The sequence below is a fragment of the Chitinophaga pollutisoli genome, from assembly GCF_038396755.1.
Lineage (GTDB): Bacteria > Bacteroidota > Bacteroidia > Chitinophagales > Chitinophagaceae > Chitinophaga > Chitinophaga pollutisoli.
The window spans coordinates 704,263-720,484 of sequence record NZ_CP149822.1 but is presented as its reverse complement, the minus strand read 5'-3'; the positions used below and the strand labels follow the sequence as shown (position 1 = coordinate 720,484).

Here is a 16,222-nt window from a genome sequence, read left to right as displayed (position 1 = left end):
TAGCAAGTCAACGGTTTATGCTTAAACGTAGAGAATATATAGATATTATCGAGGAAATTCGAAACACTGAACTGCTGGCACTTGACGAATTCATTGAGAAAGTTTTGGAGCCGCTTCGTGCTGAAAATAAGTATTTTGATGAAATCTTATATAAAGATATAACCTATTTGCTTGACGGATTTGGTCAACCAGGCGATAACGACCTGGTAATCGAAGACGGAGATTGGGTTATCGACCGCAATGATCTCAAATTGACAGGGTATCAAACCCGACTTCACAATATTCAAGTGTGGTTGCATACCAATATTGTAACTAAGCTGCTTGAAAATGGGGATGTTCAGGTGTTTTTAAAGGGAATGGAAAGCTTTGAAACTGACCATTTGTGCCGGTCTGAATATACACCCGAGTACAAAGCGATGCTCGATAAACTCAAAAGTAGTTTGCAAGTTGAGCGCCACCAAAACCAAACACAAAATCACATGTCATCAGACACAATACATTCAACCAATCACGACCTGACATTCTTCACCAACCCAAATAATATTCGTAATCAGAGGCTAGTGAAAGAGACAATTGAGTACTTTACCGACGGTCCAGGTACAAGGGCATTCGAGCTATTGCCATTTATGAACCTGCTGAAAGCGCAGCGTGAATTCGTTGCCAGTAACCGCATCAATACTCAGCTAGTCCTTGATCACCTTGGTGCGCTGCGTTTTAGTGATCTCCAAAAGCATGTTTTGTTAGGATTCATTTTAAAGTGGAACGGAGGCTACCCGGTCGATAATCTTGATCCTGACGCTGACAGGACATTAAAGGCCATTTGTAAAGAATTCTTGGCCTATCCTGAAGCAACACCGGAAAAGGAGTTCTGTAAGACAAACGCCGAAACACATAAGCGCTTTCGATATTTGGAGTCGCTTTTCAATACCTCTTTCAGGACCGGTATTCCAGTCGATGTACTAGCAAAGCAAACTGAATTTCAGTCAGAGGAACCATTTAAACGATTCAGTGAATTTAATGATCTCTATTTAGCAGCCGTCGAACAAGATATTGTTTCAAAGTCAAAGGACCATCAATCTCTGGCAGTACAAATGGTAAAAACCAACAATGAATTTAATAGTTGGCTTGAGGTGACTTACCAGTGGCATCCCGCCGACCGTGAGGGATATGGCGAGTTCTTGACAATCGAATATTTTCGCGAGTTTATAAATGCTACGAAAGGAAACGTCGCATCTCATTCAATAATTCAAGCTCCAACAGATATGGAGGATCAAAATGAACCTGTTTTATCGGTAAAGGAGGATAGTCCGTTACTGGTATTTGTTACCTATGCATGGGAAGATGATGAGCACAACGAACGTGTAATATCTTTCACCAACCATCTGCGTGGCCTTGGCTATAATGCAGTAGTCGACCGTCTGCTAAGCCAGCAAGAATCTGCGACACATTTCAAAGAGATGATGTACCGGACACTTACTCGGGCCGATAAGGTAATTATCGTATTAAGCAAAAAATACAAAACCCGTGCTGACAATTTCGAGGGCGGTGTTGGGACAGAGTTTCGATATATCATCTCTGATTTGCCTAAATACCCTAAAAAATATATTCTGGTTGCTTTGGAAGGATATAGTGATATTATCATACCTAATGCACTGCAGGACCGCGAGATCATAGATCTTTCAAGGGAAGGGGGATGGATCAATTACAGCGAAAGCTTGATGATGTTCCAGACTATCAGTTTCGCGAAGTGGTTTCTGTAAAAAAGAAGCTCGAACCTAAACAAATTAAACCATTTTTATCCGATGGTTCCATGACCGGCGCAGCATTACAGCAGGATAAAGATTTGGTTCCATGGGACAGCGAAAGTGTCGAAAAAGCGCTCAGACATGCAATTGTCTCCAATGACACAGTGGAGTTGAAAGCAGTTTTAAAGGATAATCCATTTCTTTTTATAGAACTGGCGTCTAGAAAGGATTTTCAGCAGCCGGTTTTCAGAGATGTTAGAATATCTCCAGACGAGACAATTGACTTTGTATGGCTTAACGATAATTCGGATGGGCCTGAGTGGGTACTTGTAAAAATCACTGAACCTTCTATGGCGGTAATGGAAGGGAAATACCCGTCGCAATCATTGTCGCGATCGATTGATATAGTACAAAGCTGGCGAACGGAGATTACCAACAATTCGGAACTTAGGAAGAAGTTATTCGGAGCAGTTACAAGATTGCGCATTATTGTGGTTGGTGGTAGCGGAGCAGCCTGGAAGGAATCGCATGCAGTCGCGTGGAGGGCAAGTCACAATACCGAATCTCATATAGAAGTCAGATCATCGAACGTGTTCGAGCGTTCTTTACAGATGCTCAAAGATTCGCCAGATCACTTCTGGGGTGTGAGAAAGAACCCCGTTACACGGCCCTCAAGCGAACTTCCGGACTACCTTCAGGCATATGGTTACCTGGAGTTCTGGATAGGGCTTACTTCCTCAAAGCAGGAACCGGGCGAATAGTTCTATCTATCCGTAAGTAATATGATATCCCGCAAAGTCAATGCGCTTTGCGTCTAACAAACTGTCAAAAGTATATTTAATATTGTACTTTTTGATCACGAATCTCATGCAAATACCGGTGCGGATAACGCGTCGTTTCCTGATCACTCCAATCAATATTTCCCCGCATGATGGATTCTAAAACCGAAATGTATGTTACAACATGCGGTTCATGTTGCGGCGGAGCTGCAGGCCGGGTATCTTTGATTGCTATAAAAGCTGCCACCTGAGCATCGTGAATGCGTATAACTTCCTCAATGGCATCTTCCCGGCTTAGATCCTGGTGATAAGAAAATAGGGATACTAAATTATGATATTCACCTGTGGAGAGCTCCTTGCTATGAGAGAATAGATCATTTGCCCAGCAGATGGTATTCCTGCACAATTCAGTCATGCCCACCATCCACCACGTATCCCAAATTTCGGTAGGAAGATCCAGGTCATAGATCATCTCAACACAGTCAGTGGCTAGGTTTGCGGCGCCGATGTACTGCCGCCGGAGCATGAATTCCTGTACAGTGGGCCAAGTCCCAGCCTCGATATTACGATGCTGCCACATGGCTGCATCGAAAATGCTGGCAATGCTCTCACGGTATTTATTCACCCAATCCGGTTTACCCATGAGGCGCATTCTTCCCCATAATTCGGCAAACGCATCTAGGACCGGTTCACTGCCTGTCACCTCTATTTCCGGATTGTATAGGATTGATTTAATACCGGCGATAAAGGTTTCGATGGCTGCAGTTGAATTACCGCCTGAAACCGTCAGTTCTTCCTGATCCAGATAGTCATCGACCAAGAACAACAAGGTATTAAGATCATTATATGCGCAAAATGTTTCGATTTCGGCATCAGGAAACATGCGCCCTACCATATATGCATATCCTTGCCGACGTGTCACTTCTATCTTTTCTTCGCCTTGAATCAAGCCGAATTTTCGCACCCAGGAGAGGGTATGTTGTTCGGCCCTCGCAACTTGTTTATTGATGCGAGGCGGGAATGGGCAATACAGCCGACGGGGTAAGGTGATAGTGTCCATGATGAGGTTATTACTGGTTAACGCGATCATTCGCATCATTGTGATATAGTAGGAAATTAACAAAAATGCCTGCAAGAATATTGCAGGCATGGATTAGGTAGGCAGTATGGCGGCTACATTGTAGATTCTAAGTAGTTTAAGACTTGATCAATTCCCGATCTACCAAATGGTTTATGAATATAACCGACCACTTTGCCACAGGAACGTACATACAACCAATCTAAATTATCCATTCGCTGCCCAGTCAAGATAAAAACGGGAATGCTTTCCAATAGGGGATGGTGCTGTAATTTATTAATCACTCCAATTCCATCCATGTCGGGGAGGGAAAAGTCCAATAGAATCAGGTGCGGCTCAAACTGAATAGCTTGTTTTATGGCATCTTCGCCAGAAAGGGCCAGCCTTGTTGTAAAACCATACTTCTCCAATAGTTCAGCTGTAATTTCTGCCAAGAAAACGGCATCTTCAACTATTAATATCCGATATCCTTGCCAATTCCTGTTTTCTGTTGAAGTAGATTTTTTTCCGAGTAGTGGTATGGAAAGCGTGAATTTTGAACCACTTCCTACAATACTTTCAACATTCAAGCTTCCTTTCATCAAATTAGCCAACATGCTGGAAACATAGAGCCCAATACCCACCCCTCTGTTATTTCCATCAGGGGTAGTGTAAAATCTATCAAAAATTCTATTCAGGGCGCTGGGCGCTATTCCCTTGCCCTGATCCTCAACCGTTATGCTGCAATTTTCTATTGTGCTAGAAACCCTCACAACAATCGTGGTATCCTTCCTTGAAAATTTTATCGCATTACTGATAAGGTTGGTTACAACTTGTTTGATGGACTGAGGGTCACCCTCAATATATGGGGGCGTGCCTTCGTCGCAATTATACACCATCGTCACGCGATGTTTCTGCGCTTCGTAGGAATAAAATGAGACCAATTCTGAAATGAGGGCGCGAATGCTGAAAGCGTCGTTAGCCAAAAGAGGTGACTCGCCGGAATTGAGCTTGGCAAGCAATTGCGCGTTATCGACTACGGCTTGCAGGTGGTTGACGCAAGCATCTGCTCGCGTCATATAATTGGACTTTTCTTCGCTGTTGACGGTGCTTTGGAAAGCAACGGCAATCGATTTCAGCGCGGATAGGGGTGTTTTTATTTCATGAGTGATCAAGGTTGCATACAACTGCATCTGTTCAGCGTAGCGTTCCACTTGTCCTTTGGCCCGCTTTTCATCCTGGATGGCTTTCGCCAATTTAGCAAAAACGACATCCATTTCTTTAAGGAGTTTCCAAAATACCATGACGTTCAAAGAATATATCGTTGCCAGCGTGGCCGGGCGGAAATACCAATAATATTCCTTTAATGGAAGTGCGGGTAAAAGATTTAACATCGCACTGATCTCCATGCCTACGTAGGTGATAACTGCCATAAGGATACAAGCTGGAAGCGTATGTGATCTATAATCGGCTTTCCATAATACAAACGCAGGCGCTGCCACCAAGAAAGGGATCATATGTGTCGCATCGATTACTTCCCTTTCAAGCAATCCGAATACAAAAGTGGAAATACAAAACGTAAACTGCCAAATCCAAACGGCGACAATAAATTTGTTTAGAAAATTGTAAATAATAACAGAGAAGAAAAGAAAGGAAACGGGTATTGCTAAAATTAGTATTGAATATTGGCCGGAAATTATGGCTAAAGGAACTCCAAAGAACAGCACGAATGAAGCGGCCACTAAGCTAGAGAGATTCATAAATCTTAATCCGCTTGTCCGGGGAGCGGTGTCAAAAGGTAGAACGCCAGCATTTCTGATTTTGGTGAACTGTTCGCGTAATGAAAATCGGTTGTGTTGAGGATTTTTTTGGGACATAAAGTGTTCTTTGGGCTAAGATGAGTTGCAACATGGGTAGGAGGAGTTGCTATTAATTCTCAAACTGTTATAAAGTTATAGGTAATACGTTCCTGAGTTTGTTAATCAATTGCTAACGATTTGCAGTAACCGAAAAATACATTCTACTAAAGCAATTAACAGTTCTCCGTTGTGGCTTAGAACCCAGGCAACGGATGAAAAATCGATTGTTAATAAACAAACAAGTAAGTGAGGTAAATTGAAGACTGTATGATGAAGTTCGCAGGCCTGTGGAAAAAAATTATAAAGAATTATGGTTAAAAACATGTGATGCGCGTAGCTGAAATTTGTCAATAAATTATCAACCAATGGTATACGAATAAATTAATTATATAAATTTATCACAACAGCTTTTGCTGCTGCCACTATTTCAACATATATAGACTGGTCAATTTGTTGAAAGACTGGCGGACCTTTCAGGACTGCTCTGGAAGGACCTTCTTAATCTGAAAATGAAGAGATAGATTGGGGCTTTTTCGGCCCCAATTCTATTTTTACCAATCAACTATGACTGGGTGCAGTGATTATTATTGGTCGGGAGAAGGGATGTGTCGGATTGAATTCAGTGTGCCCGAAATGTCGTTCTATACATTTTTTACTTCGTGTTCTTTTTTAACAGAAGTGATAATATGCTTTATTTGCTCCTCTAAATTGAGATCTTCTCCATCTTTTGAAATTTTTTCCAACGCAGCCATTACTATTACATATTGTGATTCACCGGCTAAATAGCCTTCGCGTAGTAAATTTGCTGTGGCCAATTTTTTAAGATCATCATAATTATTTTTGGCGGCTAAATCTATGGCCTTTTGATAAGATTCTCTCCCTGCGACATATTCCTTTGAACGATAGTAGTAATATCCTACAGTGGCAAGAGCAAAGCACTGTTCTCTGCTCGACATCGACATAGTTGTCATATGTTCGAGTAGTTCTTTAGCGCGGGTTAGATTCCCTGCGGAAATATGAGCGAATGTGAGATTATTAATAATGGGGAAGTAGTCCCAGTTAGTCTTTGCGCCTAATTCCCCAACTTCGATTGCTGTTTCATAGTTCTCTGTCAAACCAGTGCATAAATAAGAAACAAAATGACAGGCTCGTTTTGAGAAAGGTTGGTCCATTACCCACAATAAGGATTCGTGAAGGCACTTTGCATAGTTTCTGTTGTGCAGGAATTCTAGCGTTCTAGCTTCAAAGCCTAATTCCATTTTATTAAGCCATGGTTCAATGGAGATTTCACTGATTTCATGAGCAATCCATTCCGCCTGTGCCAAGCTATTATCATTGGGTGCAAGCAAAGATTGTTTGGTCAGTTTTCTTGCATTCTTTACACTGTCATTTTTTAGTTCCATGGTGCCTAAAACACCCGCAAGTTCAGTAATTGATTCGTTGCTGAAGTTTTTAGAATCTACGATTTCACGACCACGTTTTGCGTTTACAGCATGCCGTTCCATCTTGTTGGAATATGATATGTCTGTTGATAAAAGCCATGGATCTGATTTAAGGTGAGGGGAGCGACGGATGATGCTTTGCGCTTGCTCAAAGTTTCCTATATGATAGAAAAAACGGGAAGCGCTTCTTAGGAAATATCGATTCTGGTTATTCGAAAAGTATATGGCAATGTTAATACATTGTTTGGCTTTTTCAAGTTCACCAATGATGGAGTAGAGGCGGCTTAGTTCCAGCCATTGAAATTCATTTCTTAAATAGTAAGAAATTTTTCTTTTAGTTGACTTTATTTCTCTGCGTGTTATCTCCGTCAGTTTATTAATCGGTATAATATCGGGGGCTACCGAATTTGGTTCACTGATATCTTCTCCCAGAATTTCATTGATTACTTTACGCAGTGCGGGAGATATTTGACTTAGATTGTCTTTCAAGAAGGCGGCAGCATTCTTTGCTTTGGAGAATTCCTGATTAATGTAAGCCGAGTGCACTAATTCCCAGGCGTGGCCCACCGAACCATGAACGTGCCAATCTTTTTCTTTTTTGTTAAAAGAGAGCAATGATGCTGGTTCTGACTTTATATCAATTTCCGGGGTCAGCAGTTTGTGTTCTGCTGTAATGCATTTTGGATTGAATTTTCTCCACCGCGGGATAATCAATCTGTTAGTTTGTTCGAAATAAATAGCCATACTACAAAAGTTTACTCTCGAACCTGTTTGCGAGAACGTCAAAGCTTGTGATGAATCTTTCCATAGCGTATTGATCAATAGGAAGACTATCCGGGTGTCCTCTTTTGGATGGGTCAGGGTCGCACAGAAACTTTACCAGCTTCACAATATTTTGTATGATATCTTTTTCAGAGAAGGTTTCAGATAATTGTTCTTCTAAAAACTCCAGTATTTCCTGAAATGCATCTTTGAGCACGGGTAGGACTTGTTCGAATTTTCCTTTCCAAGCCCCTTTTTTAAATTCAGGGGCAAGATGTATTTCATAGAGTGCCGTCATAGGGAATTGCGTGTAATAGAAACAAATTAAGCTTCCCAATAGGTATAAATCTGTCGATCTTCTCCGAACATCCCATTTATCACTAATATAATTAAGCCTTTGTTCCGGTGGCGCATAGTCAGGATCTCCCGCAATCGGAAAGTGGAAATAGATAGACTCTTTAGAGATCATTTCTGCCCGGCCCAAATCAGCAACCTTGCTTTCGCCATCTGGGCTAAAAAGAAGGACATTGGAACCTTTGATATCCTGATGAACAATCCCGGCACTATGTAGTTGAGAAATGGCCACGGCTACATTATGCAAGGAACGCATTAACGTAGCATTATCCATGTTATGAGTTGTCTCCAGGACATGTTCCCGAAGCGTAGTCGATGCCAATTCAAATATGAGATACGGTACGAAAACGGGTAGATGTTTTAAAGGATAAGTACTGCCTGCTGCTAAAATGCGCACAACACGGTCCATCCTCCTGCCATCGCAAGTCGTACATAACTCCTTTTCATATTCATAGGCATTCATCAGTGTCTGGAGCCCCCTTGTTGGGTCTGGGCCTCCCATCGCTTTTGATACATCGATTGCTTTTAAAAATGCCGTATGCCCATTTTTAGTTACGCGGTAACAAATCGAGAAGTTACCTCCTGAATGATCATCACCATGTTCAATTTTTTCCGACACATACCAATCACCCTCTAAAGTCAATCCTTTGAGATGTTCTGCGGGATTCTGCATTAACTATAGGTTTTTTAAAATTCAAAAATGGTCTGGTCTTAAATTAAAATGGTGGATGGGGGACATATCAAAGGGTACTTTGATACCTTAAATATCGGAGGTACTTCATCAACTCTTCTTCTTCTTTTTCGGTAATGTTTTCAGCAGAAAGAATTTTAGATTCTGTGAAGAAGCTTACTTCGTGTGGTTTATAATCTTCAATTATTCCGGCTGCGGCCAAAAACCTTTCCAAAGGGACTTTATAAGCGCGGGAAAGCTTGTATAATACGGAGGCAGAAGGTTTCTTAATCTTATCGTTTTCTACCTGGCTGAGGTAAGCATTGGAGATTGCGGTGAGTTCCTCAACTTCTCGAAGTGTCAGTGAGGCTAGCTCCCTTGCAGCTTTAAGAGTTTTGCCTAAAGAATCCATTGTGTTGCGTTTTGTGACGCACAAAGCTAGGTATTAATTCTCAATTCACCAAACTAATCTAAATATAAAATTAAGTAAACGAAGCGAATCTAATTTATTTGCTAATTTAAATTAGATTTGCTAATTTTACACTCAGATCAACATTATAGCTGATAATTTACTACGGAGGTCGGATGTTGTAGCACCCGACCTCTGAAACAGGGATCTAAAGTTTTGCCGACTTCTACCTGCTAAAGGCTTATCACCTCAGCAGCCCCTGCTGTTTCGTTTCACAAAATTACGGACTATTCCTTTAGAATATTTCAATTGTTTAGAGACGAAGGCTACACAGGTCCGGTTTTTACCCCACCCCGTATCTGCCCAATGGGGGAATATAAACAATTGAATATTATGAATTTACAAGAAAGAAATCATGAGGCTTCCCTTAAATTTACTATAGAGGGTAAGCAATACAGCTGGAAAGAGCAGTACATTACTGGCCAGCAACTTCGCAACCTGGCCAACTTGGATCCTGACGTTGAATTGTATCTGGCGCTTCAAGAACCCTGGAAGGACGAGCAAATCTCACCATCGGACAGTGTAAACTTGGCCAGGCCTGACATTGAACACTTTTACGTACCCAAAAAGTTGGCTTACTTTATTAATGACCAGCGTTTTGAATCTTCCAGCCAGTATATCACAGGCAGACAAATTCGTAAACAAGGCATGATTCCGCCAATTCAGGACATCTTTTTATCAATTCCTGGACCATGGGAAGATGAGGCTATTGAGGATACAACAGTTATTGATCTGGCGCGTCCGGGTGCCGAGCGATTCATTTCCAGAGAAAAACAACGGGAGTGGAAGATCATCGTTAACGGCCGTGAGAAGACCTGGCAAGATCGCAAGATCAGCTACGATGAAGTGGTGCAACTGGCTTTCGGCCAATCCTGCGATACGCAAACCAGGGTTCACACGGTCACCTACAAGCGCGGACCTCATCAGAACCCGGAAGGGACGATGGTAAAAGGAGATATCGTTTTCATTAAAAACAAAATGATTTTCAATGTTACCTGTACTGATAAATCATAATGACGACCTGCGTCGCCTTCAGGAGGAAGGGTATCAGATTGAGGTGAGTGGTGGATACTTAGTTATCCACCACATTCCCTATGTTAATTCTCATCGCCATATACTGTACGGCAAACTTGTTTGTCCCTTGACAGTAAATGCGGGCAAAACGATGCGACCACAGAACCATGTCATTCAGTTTTGCGGAGAATACCCTTGCAATGCCGATGGAACGCCGATTCTTCAAATTCAGCATACCAGCGGCAACCAGCAGCTTACCCCTGAGATTGTTACCAACCACAGTTTTTCCAATAAGCCGGCTGCGGGATATGCGGATTATTATGAGAAGGTTTCAACGTATGCAACTATTATAGCCAGCCAGGCGAAGTCCATCGATCCGACCGTTACTGAAAGGACTTTTGTAAAAATGGAGGGGGCTGCGGAGGATTCTGTTTTCCAGTACCCTGATACGAATGCGATCCGGGCTAACATCGGGATAATTAACCGAAAGCTTGCCGGCCAAAAGCTTGCAATAGTGGGCTTAGGCGGTACAGGAGGCTATGTATTGGACCTGGTGGCAAAGGCACCAGCATCGGAGATCCATCTATTCGACGGGGATGTTTTTTTGCAACATAACGCATTCCGTGCTCCTGGAGCGCCCTCGATCGCGCAACTGTCCGCCGCCGTACCGAAAGTTGTCTACTTTAAACAGATGTATGAAAATATGCATAAGTACATATTCGCTCATCCACATCGTATCCTCGAAGACAATCTGGATAGTCTGGCTGCGTTCGATTTCGTTTTCCTGTGTATTGATAGTAATGCCGCACGGGCTTATATCATTAAGTATTTACTAGCTAACGGAATCCCGTTTGTTGACTGTGGGATTGGTTTGGAGGTAGTGGAAGATCAGCTGATTGGGGCGGTACGGATAACGGCTGGCACCGCTTCAAAGGCCGATCATCTTCCGCATAGGGTCCCGTTGCGGGATGCGGAGGATGATTTGTACACAACCAACATCCAGATTGCCGACCTGAACATGCTGAATGCATTCCTGGCAGTACATAAGTGGAAGAAGATGTCTGGATTTTATCAAGATTTAATACAAGAGCACAATGCAATTTTTACAATCAACACGGCTCAACTGGACGCCACGGACGCTACAGCATAGGTTCGTAAATGCCATCCCGGAGCAGATCCATGAAGATGTGCTCTATATTGCCCTTGATTACGGTACAGCTGTCCACTTGTGTGCTTGTGGATGCGGCAGTGAGGTTGTTACCCCGTTTTCACCCAAAGATTGGAAGGTGATCTTCGATGGTGAGACGGTAACCCTCTACCCATCGATTGGGAACTGGCGATTGCCGTGTACCTCTCATTATTTCATCAGGGGTAATGCTTTTGTACCTGCTTTTACAGTTGCTGGTAACCTTAAGTCTTCAGCATCTGCGGAAGGAAACAGAAGAGGCAAAAGGGGCAAAAAACGAAAGAAGAAGCGTTGATAGTTACCGGTAGAGGCGAACCTTAAACAGTTCGCCTCCTTAAAAAATCGGTGATGTTAATTTGGAGGGCGGTGGTCAACCGAAAAGGATCGCTGTTCTTTTGAAAAAAAGAATTATTTTTCTACCTCAGGGGCAGTGCCCTAAAATCTGGTTTTAACGTATATGTATAGTGGATTTTATTCATTAATACTGTTGTTATGCCAGGTTCCCAGAATGTCATTGTAAAATTAGAACATACCGCAGATCTAAAGGAAGAGTTTCCTCCGTACATTCAGCCCCATATCATTGCCGGCGCAACGGTGTCCTATCGTTTTACTGAAGATCATTTGCTGATTTCACAAAGCTTTTTTGATGAACCAATCGACTGTTGTATAGTGGAGGTCGTTACCGGGCAGCGGGCGGAGATGCAGCTCCGCGCGTTCGAAAGCACCGTCTTTCAGCTGGCAATGCTAAAGGGAAGTGTTGGTTTCAGGTCAAACGATTTCCAAAATCTTGAATTGAAAGCAGGTGAGTTTTGTTTTTTACAATATAACAGCGGGATACACCATGTAACCTTAAATGGCCAAGGTGCAGCGCTTTTGATAATGAGGGTTCATCCCTCCTTGAAAAGAACCCTGTTTTCTGCGCATTTTAACTGGCAATGCACTCCAATATGGCCCCTCGGCCCTGAGCAATATAAAAGGTGGGAAGAATTAAAATTAAATGTACTTCTTGGGGGAATTTGGGAAGTAAAAAGAAGAATGATTTTTTTGGACTTTCTACTTTGTTGCTGGACAATGTTAGGCCTTCCACAAGGGGAGAAAAATGATTTAGTAGTGGAAACGGGCTGTAAGGATATGGCCAGGGTGAAAGCGTATATAAAGGAAAATTTCGATCAGCGGCTGACCGAAATGGAGATTGCTACGCATTTTAAGCTCTCTGTTTCGCAACTCCGGCGCCGGTATATGTCCGCACATGGTTTGTCGCCATCTGCTTATTTGCGCGAAGTGAGACGCAATCATGCGGGGAATTTAATCTGCAATTCGAAGATGTCTCTGCAGGATGTGGCGTGGGCATCAGGCTACGACTCAATCATGGGATTGAGCAGGATGCTTCATAAAAGCCGGTAATGATTTTTTCGGGATAGATCTAATTGACAGGGGGGGTATTGTGATAGCCCGCATAGAAATGAAGGCCTTCCTGATTTTACGTATATATAATATTGTATATAAATATCAATTATTGCACGTTTGCGAGATCTATCTGAAATTTAGTCGTGTGACATCTTGCTCTCTCCGTCCAGTCAATATAAATATAGACGGTAGCGCAAAAAACTTTATCATTCCATGAGTATTCGTATGGTACTGCGGTCGAAACAAAGATTGAATCCCTGATCATATTGGAAAGCATAAGTCCTTCCACGTTATCTTCTGGAAATTTCAAGCATTTAAGCAATACAGTTGCTCTGCCACGGTAGTCCTTGCAATGGGAGTTTACATCCATCACCTGGAAAGTGAAATACGATGGCTCTACTGGAGTATCGGTTCGCGGTTTTACTTTCTCCGTTTTCTTGCAGGATAAAAGAGAACTGGAGAAAAAAGTAAGAAAATAAGGTAGGGGTTGCGCATGGAGAAAGGCTTCATTAACTATATGATGAAAAAATGCACCATGAAGGGTGAATTATTAAAAATATTTATTAAACGTCATCCAGGGTGCCTATGTTCGAGGGGGAGGCCTATCCTCTAAAGGCTTGGTTATAATATAGCAGCTGATTGACCCACATTATTGGGAAAGGGCCATCATGCTCCCGCATATTCGTATATTGGGTAACGATGGGTAGTGAGGTTGGCGTGTACACAACCGGCATGCAAGAATGTATCATGCATGGTTTTAAATTGGAAGAAAAATTAAATTATAAATATTTGGAAAACATACTATTGTCTGGTTGGGAATTTGCCGTAAATAACGTTTCTCCGGTCAGTTCGGCGGTCATGACGGTTCGTGACTTCATAACCAAAAGAAGCTATTCAGCGCACCAGTTTTTTCAGAATATCGGCTTAGGTGCTGAGATGAAAGATTTCACAGATATCTATTATAAAGCCTTAGCAAAGCTGTCACCAATAACGCATCCAGGTGTGGTGAAGATTTTTGAAAATAAGGCGGTAATGAGCCATTTTGAGGATTCTTTCGGGGGAGGTACTACCGTCGAAGATCTCCTGCAACATATATATGCACATATAGCTGCTCACCCCGAATTTGCTGAGCTTCAACTCACCATCCAACAGGATTTGGAAAAATTGATTCTCTACTTCCTGCAGACCGTTCTGGAAAGCATGGATCCGCAGACGCAATACTTGATAAATAAGCTCGATGCAATCAAGGGTGATACGGAGGAGTTGCGCCGATTGCGGTCTTTAGATCGGGCGCAAGACCTGGAATGGCAGAAGCGTATTGAAGAAAAATTCACTTTGCTGTTACCCCATGCGCCATTAGCGTTGTCAACCGGGATGGGCGCTGTGATGACGCAGGAGGATTTTGACGACAATGTGGGCCCTATTTTAAATCTTTTGGCAAAAAGGCATAATAACGCGGCTATAGCCATGCTTAGTGATCTTAAAGACCGGAAGTGGGAGCGTTTTTCGCCGGAGCAGCGGTATAAAGTGAATTTCACACTTGGTCAGGCTTATTTACAATTGCAACAAAATGATGAGGCTGTAGCGCTTTTTATTTCTTTGGCCGATTTATTACCGCTGGATGCAGATGCTTTAGGCGTGACTGCCATGGGTTATGCATTGCAAGGTAAGTCTGAATTATCGGAACACTACATCGACAAAGTGCTAAAAATATCACCAATTGTACCTTCGGCAGTAGTTGCTCGATTGCTGAATTTACCTGAGGATGCCACCATTGCACAATTTGATGATGTGTTGGCATCGACCGATATTTCCAACCCCATGGTTGCAGTGAATGCTGCAGAGTGGCTATCAAGGCAAGGGCCTGAACAGATCGTTCGTGCTTTGCAAATATTGGAACAAACGTCAATTCCGGAAGGTACGTTGGCCTGGGCTGAGAAAATTGAAAGAATGGCTTTGCTACATGCCAAAACAGCGTTGTTAAATAAGATAAAAGACGGGAATTACATTTCAAAAGATACTCGGGATCGGTTAAAACTTGCAGAAGGGTATCTCAGCCAGGCAAGGGATTTTTACAAGGATTCAGACATGCGCGAGGTCCGATGGGCCGTTACTGCCAACCGGGGAGTGGTTCGCTACATGCTTGGAGACAAGGAAAATGCAGAATCGGATTTTGTAGTTGCCTTGGATGATGGGAAGGATTTTATCATATACCATCATTTGTTGATGCTGGGGGTGGAAAAGGGAATGATCCATATCAAACTTATTGAAGAGGCAAGGCAACATTTGGAGTTAAATGAAGTGCAAGAGAAAGAACTTTTTTTCTTAGAAATTAATGGGTTATTGGAGAGAAAGGATTCGGAGGCTATTTTTAAATTACTTGATGAGCGCCTTCCAGGAAAGGGGGAGGATGAAGCATGCAAAATAATATTCTTCCGATCCCTGGCCATGATGGTTAACGGAGACGTAAAGGGTGCTTTTCAGTTTGTATTGGATGCCGCCAACCAGTATCCTGACATTCCACAAATGGCTCATCGTGCAGCAGAATTAGCTATACAAGTTGGCGATGAAAAAAAGCGCATGAACTTGCTACGCGGGCAGCCAAGTCATTGGGTGATAATCCTGCCAATTTTGTTCATCAATTCGTAATTGAGCTTTGTTATAAGCTAGGACATTATGGGGAAGTGGTCGCGCTGTTGGATAAACCTGGTTACAAGGAGCGATGGCATAGCCTCTTAGAATATCTGTTGCCTAGTCTGCAGCGGGTAGGACGGCATGCTGATGCCGTTGAAATTGCAGAAAAATTGTATGATCCGAACCATCCGATTTATTTCTGCACGGCGTTTCTGCTGGAAGCTATTGAAAAAGGCTGTGATTATGTAGAAGCACTTACTATGGCTAAAAATGCAATGAAGTATTTTCCGAAAGATCCATTTTTTCATGGGAAAGAGTTGGCCTACTATTTTCGCGCGAATGATCAGGATAAAATTCAGGGGAAATTGCAAGAATTTGTCGATCAGCGTTGGCCAGTGGAGGATAGAATGAATGCGTTGCTTATCGCAGTAGTGAGTGCAGGAAGGTTTCATCACATGAGGGGACTTGAACTGGCCCTGGAAATCCGAAACGAGAACCCGCAACATCCGTTGCATCGCAAAGCATATGAGCGTTTTGTTATTGGGGTAATAGAAAGTGGATTCAGAGCGGGTGATCAAGCAGTAGTGGACGACTATTGTGCAGTTGAATTGAAAGATGAAAAAGGTGCAGTCATGAATGTTGTAATTGATGATAAAGCCACCTTGCAGCATTCCATATCAAGTTCATCAGAAAGAGCTTTGTTGCTTATGGGTAAGCAAGCCGGTGCTGTCATTGAGATGGATGGAAAGCTTTTCACAATTTCGAAGATCAGTTCTCGATATGAGGCGGCCTTTCGTGAAAGCAGAAGTACGGATGTGATCAATCAGAATTAATTGATAACGCA

The 16,222-nt window shown here is 42.6% G+C and carries 13 protein-coding genes; 8 read left to right on the top strand and 5 right to left on the bottom strand.

The annotated features are described in order from the left end of the window. Nucleotides 1-17 precede the first annotated feature (17 nt). Together WJU16_RS03030 and WJU16_RS03025 are read left to right on the top strand one after the other, a co-directional pair. On the top strand, nucleotides 18-1,760 hold the full coding sequence (locus WJU16_RS03030; RefSeq protein ID WP_341836852.1) for a toll/interleukin-1 receptor domain-containing protein: 1,743 nt from the start codon (nucleotides 18-20) through the stop codon (nucleotides 1,758-1,760). Continuing rightward, entirely contained in the window at nucleotides 1,694-2,506 is an 813-nt protein-coding gene (locus WJU16_RS03025; RefSeq protein ID WP_341836851.1) for a Shedu anti-phage system protein SduA domain-containing protein, read from the top strand. The genes WJU16_RS03030 and WJU16_RS03025 overlap by 67 nt, the downstream gene beginning before the upstream one ends. 76 nt (nucleotides 2,507-2,582) lie before the next feature. Here the strand turns inward: WJU16_RS03025 and WJU16_RS03020 are convergent, their stop codons facing one another. The 5 genes from WJU16_RS03020 to WJU16_RS03000 all read right to left on the bottom strand — a co-directional run bounded on the left by WJU16_RS03020 (nucleotide 2,583) and on the right by WJU16_RS03000 (nucleotide 9,080). Further along, nucleotides 2,583-3,674, bottom strand: a complete 1,092-nt coding sequence (locus WJU16_RS03020; protein ID WP_341836850.1) for a terpene synthase family protein — start codon at nucleotides 3,672-3,674, stop codon at nucleotides 2,583-2,585. 23 nt (nucleotides 3,675-3,697) lie between these two features. Beyond that, nucleotides 3,698-5,458, bottom strand: coding sequence for a hybrid sensor histidine kinase/response regulator (locus WJU16_RS03015; RefSeq protein WP_341836849.1), 1,761 nt, complete (start codon nucleotides 5,456-5,458; stop codon nucleotides 3,698-3,700). A 623-nt stretch (nucleotides 5,459-6,081) separates the two neighbouring features. Continuing rightward, the gene (locus tag WJU16_RS03010) at nucleotides 6,082-7,626 is read right to left on the bottom strand and encodes a hypothetical protein (protein WP_341836848.1); all 1,545 of its coding nucleotides are present in this window, start codon (nucleotides 7,624-7,626) and stop codon (nucleotides 6,082-6,084) included. 1 nt (nucleotide 7,627) lies between these two features. After that, on the bottom strand, nucleotides 7,628-8,671 hold the full coding sequence (locus WJU16_RS03005) for a protein kinase domain-containing protein (protein WP_341836847.1): 1,044 nt from the start codon (nucleotides 8,669-8,671) through the stop codon (nucleotides 7,628-7,630). Between the two features lie 67 nt (nucleotides 8,672-8,738). After that, nucleotides 8,739-9,080, bottom strand: coding sequence for a helix-turn-helix transcriptional regulator (locus tag WJU16_RS03000; protein WP_341836846.1), 342 nt, complete (start codon nucleotides 9,078-9,080; stop codon nucleotides 8,739-8,741). Nucleotides 9,081-9,470: 390 nt separating this feature from the next. On the opposite strand from WJU16_RS03000, the gene WJU16_RS02995 reads away from it, so the two are divergent. The 6 genes from WJU16_RS02995 (at nucleotide 9,471) to WJU16_RS02970 (ending at nucleotide 16,211) form a co-directional block, all read left to right on the top strand. Then, the gene (locus WJU16_RS02995) at nucleotides 9,471-10,151 is read left to right on the top strand and encodes a multiubiquitin domain-containing protein (protein ID WP_341836845.1); all 681 of its coding nucleotides are present in this window, start codon (nucleotides 9,471-9,473) and stop codon (nucleotides 10,149-10,151) included. Further along, nucleotides 10,126-11,301, top strand: a complete 1,176-nt coding sequence (locus WJU16_RS02990; protein WP_341836844.1) for a ThiF family adenylyltransferase — start codon at nucleotides 10,126-10,128, stop codon at nucleotides 11,299-11,301. Before WJU16_RS02995 ends, WJU16_RS02990 begins: the two co-directional genes overlap by 26 nt. Then, complete coding sequence (locus WJU16_RS02985; protein WP_341836843.1) at nucleotides 11,246-11,632, top strand: DUF6527 family protein; 387 nt, start codon at nucleotides 11,246-11,248, stop codon at nucleotides 11,630-11,632. Before WJU16_RS02990 ends, WJU16_RS02985 begins: the two co-directional genes overlap by 56 nt. 197 nt (nucleotides 11,633-11,829) lie before the next feature. Continuing rightward, complete coding sequence (locus WJU16_RS02980) at nucleotides 11,830-12,741, top strand: AraC family transcriptional regulator (protein WP_341836842.1); 912 nt, start codon at nucleotides 11,830-11,832, stop codon at nucleotides 12,739-12,741. A gap of 735 nt (nucleotides 12,742-13,476) precedes the next feature. Next, nucleotides 13,477-15,393, top strand: a complete 1,917-nt coding sequence (locus tag WJU16_RS02975; RefSeq protein ID WP_341836841.1) for a hypothetical protein — start codon at nucleotides 13,477-13,479, stop codon at nucleotides 15,391-15,393. A 35-nt stretch (nucleotides 15,394-15,428) separates the two neighbouring features. Further along, entirely contained in the window at nucleotides 15,429-16,211 is a 783-nt protein-coding gene (locus WJU16_RS02970) for a hypothetical protein (RefSeq protein ID WP_341836840.1), read from the top strand. Nucleotides 16,212-16,222 lie beyond the last annotated feature (11 nt).

Bases quoted from the DNA above. Each gene is read 5' to 3' on its own strand.
- WJU16_RS03030 (WP_341836852.1), top strand. From the start codon at position 18: ATGCTTAAACGTAGAGAATATATAGATATTATCGAGGAAATTCGAAAC.
- WJU16_RS03025 (WP_341836851.1), top strand. From the start codon at position 1,694: ATGGATCAATTACAGCGAAAGCTTGATGATGTTCCAGACTATCAGTTT.
- WJU16_RS03020 (WP_341836850.1), bottom strand. From the start codon at position 3,674: ATGCCTGCAATATTCTTGCAGGCATTTTTGTTAATTTCCTACTATATC.
- WJU16_RS03015 (WP_341836849.1), bottom strand. From the start codon at position 5,458: ATGTCCCAAAAAAATCCTCAACACAACCGATTTTCATTACGCGAACAG.
- WJU16_RS03010 (WP_341836848.1), bottom strand. From the start codon at position 7,626: ATGGCTATTTATTTCGAACAAACTAACAGATTGATTATCCCGCGGTGG.
- WJU16_RS03005 (WP_341836847.1), bottom strand. From the start codon at position 8,671: ATGCAGAATCCCGCAGAACATCTCAAAGGATTGACTTTAGAGGGTGAT.
- WJU16_RS03000 (WP_341836846.1), bottom strand. From the start codon at position 9,080: ATGGATTCTTTAGGCAAAACTCTTAAAGCTGCAAGGGAGCTAGCCTCA.
- WJU16_RS02995 (WP_341836845.1), top strand. From the start codon at position 9,471: ATGAATTTACAAGAAAGAAATCATGAGGCTTCCCTTAAATTTACTATA.
- WJU16_RS02990 (WP_341836844.1), top strand. From the start codon at position 10,126: ATGTTACCTGTACTGATAAATCATAATGACGACCTGCGTCGCCTTCAG.
- WJU16_RS02985 (WP_341836843.1), top strand. From the start codon at position 11,246: ATGCAATTTTTACAATCAACACGGCTCAACTGGACGCCACGGACGCTA.
- WJU16_RS02980 (WP_341836842.1), top strand. From the start codon at position 11,830: ATGCCAGGTTCCCAGAATGTCATTGTAAAATTAGAACATACCGCAGAT.
- WJU16_RS02975 (WP_341836841.1), top strand. From the start codon at position 13,477: ATGCAAGAATGTATCATGCATGGTTTTAAATTGGAAGAAAAATTAAAT.